This window comes from Mesorhizobium sp. WSM4850 (genome assembly GCF_055811735.1).
The window spans coordinates 1-2,218 of the sequence record NZ_JBVVPV010000121.1 but is presented as its reverse complement, the minus strand read 5'-3'; the positions used below and the strand labels follow the sequence as shown (position 1 = coordinate 2,218).

Annotated in this window: 2 protein-coding genes and 1 pseudogene; 1 reads left to right on the top strand and 2 read right to left on the bottom strand. The window is 58.0% G+C overall.

Annotated features, from left to right (window positions below; translation table 11 throughout):
• Both AC0L2Z_RS35160 and AC0L2Z_RS35155 read right to left on the bottom strand, forming a co-directional pair.
• Positions 1 to 90: pseudogene (locus AC0L2Z_RS35160) on the bottom strand (DUF1236 domain-containing protein); the annotation flags it as partial.
• A 500-nt stretch (positions 91 to 590) separates the two neighbouring features.
• Complete coding sequence (locus AC0L2Z_RS35155) at positions 591 to 1,910, bottom strand: DUF982 domain-containing protein (RefSeq protein ID WP_473630613.1); 1,320 nt, start codon at positions 1,908 to 1,910, stop codon at positions 591 to 593.
• Between the two features lie 28 nt (positions 1,911 to 1,938).
• On the opposite strand from AC0L2Z_RS35155, the gene AC0L2Z_RS35150 reads away from it, so the two are divergent.
• Positions 1,939 to 2,190 (top strand): hypothetical protein, encoded by a 252-nt coding sequence (locus AC0L2Z_RS35150; RefSeq protein WP_202363226.1) that lies wholly within the window; start codon positions 1,939 to 1,941, stop codon positions 2,188 to 2,190.
• The last annotated feature ends 28 nt before the right edge of the window (positions 2,191 to 2,218 follow it).

Here is a 2,218-nt window from a genome sequence, read left to right as displayed (position 1 = left end):
AGGCTCGATGACTACGTCCTGAGCGGCAGCGGCACCGAGGCCCGCCAGCAGCAGAAATCCCGCGGCTGCAGTGGAAAGATGCATTCTCATAAGTGCCTCCTTTGTGTAGCTCTGTTCCGCTGAACGCGTCTTCGCGCCAGACTTAACAAACCCCAGCCAGCTGCATTTGTTCCCCAAAAGTCCCTCAGGCTGATGCACGACAGGACCTAGGTCTCGCCTGTTTTGGCATAATAGGCCGGACATAGCGCCACCCGGAACCGCCGCTGCGCATAGTCGTTGATCCCTGCAAGTTCGCGGGAAGGAGCCCATGGAAAATAGTGTCCACCAAGCTCGCTGGTTACTCGCTCCGGTCTTCACAGTTTCGATCACATTCCTTGCGATTGGAATAATCGTTAGTTAGGGATCGTTCTAGGAACGACCGGACTTGACGATTGGACGGAGCGACGAACTGAGATCTGCGCAGCTAAGTCCCTTTCTGCGCTGATAAAGGACCACCCGCCATTCCTCGATTTGGCGGGTGTGGTCCGTGCGGCTGACCAAGTCCGCTCAGGAGGCCTGTCAGCGGTTTAAGGTCGCGAGGCAGCTTCACCTCACAGCAGGTCTTCGGCAACCCCGTCGAATTTCCTGAGGCCTATGCTTGGAGGCTTTCGCTTAAGAAGCCCCTGTTCACTTGCGGCCGCCTTGAAGGCATCGAACGCGGCTTGTTGGGTGCAGTGTCCAGCCAGGCATTCCTCGATCATTCGAATTGCTTCAAGTCGGGATGGCTTGTCCATGAATGGCCATGGTTGCTGAAGCGCCGTCTCAGCATCGGGGATCGACGCAATCAGCATCGATCTGTCATTCAGGTAGATTGTAATCGGAATAAACGCCGGCATCTTTGTCGCTCGCCAGGATTGAAGGCGGCTAAACGCGAAGACAAGGCAGTGGTTGCATCGTTGTGAATTCCGAGCGCCGCTGTCCGATACGGAGGGACGATGGCGGACGAAGACGATGACTATGAACCGGTCCAAGCGAGAATTATCGGCATCGACCACCCTCTGAACGCGAGGATGATCCTGCGGCGTGTGTTTCCAGCTCTTCGTGATGGCTTCCGCCCTCACCGCGCCCTTGGCGATCGCCTGCTGAAATGCGATGTCTTTCGAAGCTCCAAGCGGGGCAAACGTCTCGTGCAGTCCAATCGTGTCGGCGCGGAGCTTCAAAAGGCTGTCGGAATATCGGCCAATGATCCGCGCCACCAAGTTGGTAGGGATTGGTTTACCATCTCGGATCGCAGCTGTGATCGTGCGGTCGAAACGTTTGTCGCGTCGCTTCCGATTCAGATAGGCCCGCAACTGGTCGGGCTCGCCGGAAAGCAGTTCATCGCGGGCTCGGGCAACATAGTCGCTCTGAACTGTGGTGAGCCCGATCACCCTACCTCCTCCGCGGCCAGTCACCCTGTTGACGCGGCCTACTACCTCCAATGCGGCCCTCGTTGGATTGGCGCCACGGGCAAGGCCCTTAGAAAAAGCGGCACGGATCGCAACTTGTTGATCAGCAACAATGTTGGTGACCAGTTGCGCCGAGTGCTCGCGCAACCAGGTCTCAGCCGTAAGATTGCGCGCATCCCCACGAAGAACGACCTGAAGGCCGCTCGGATCGCGCAGCGCCGGCATCTGTTCGACCGTGGCGACACCGCCGCCGTTGTAGGCCTGCCGGACGGCTTCTTCCAGCGGCCGAAACGCGGCCTCGTCGAGGTTCATGGCTGCAATGGCGTCCTTGACGTCGCCGCGCTCCAAGCTCTCCACCACAGGGCGCAGAACGATGTTGGAGCGGATGTCGTCGATCGCCTCGAAAAACGCGGTCCGCAGCATCGGCTCATAGGTCGAGACAAGCTGTTCGAAACGATCACGGGGGGATAGGCGTTTGAGCATTCGTTCCGGACCTTAAAAGGAGACTGGTATGGATGTCTTGGCCCATCATTCGACGGAGCTTGTGGTGCTTCGCATCGCACTCATGGCAATTGCATCAATGGTTGCTGAGCAATCGGATGACCCAGATCGGGCATTGGCTGACATGGAAGAGCGGGCACTGTCCACGTTCGATCATATGGAGATCGATTTTTCCGGTTTCGAAGGGGACATCGCTGTTGCCAAGTCTCACATGCGGTCGTCGCTGGCGTCGCTCTTTTCTGGGATATCGCTCGGCGGCTAACCCGCCACGAAAGCGATATACGCGACCG

What these genes read in the sequence shown, in the direction of transcription:
- AC0L2Z_RS35155 (WP_473630613.1), bottom strand. Translation starts at nt 1,910, where the DNA reads ATGCTCAAACGCCTATCCCCCCGTGATCGTTTCGAACAGCTTGTCTCG.
- AC0L2Z_RS35150 (WP_202363226.1), top strand. Translation starts at nt 1,939, where the DNA reads ATGGATGTCTTGGCCCATCATTCGACGGAGCTTGTGGTGCTTCGCATC.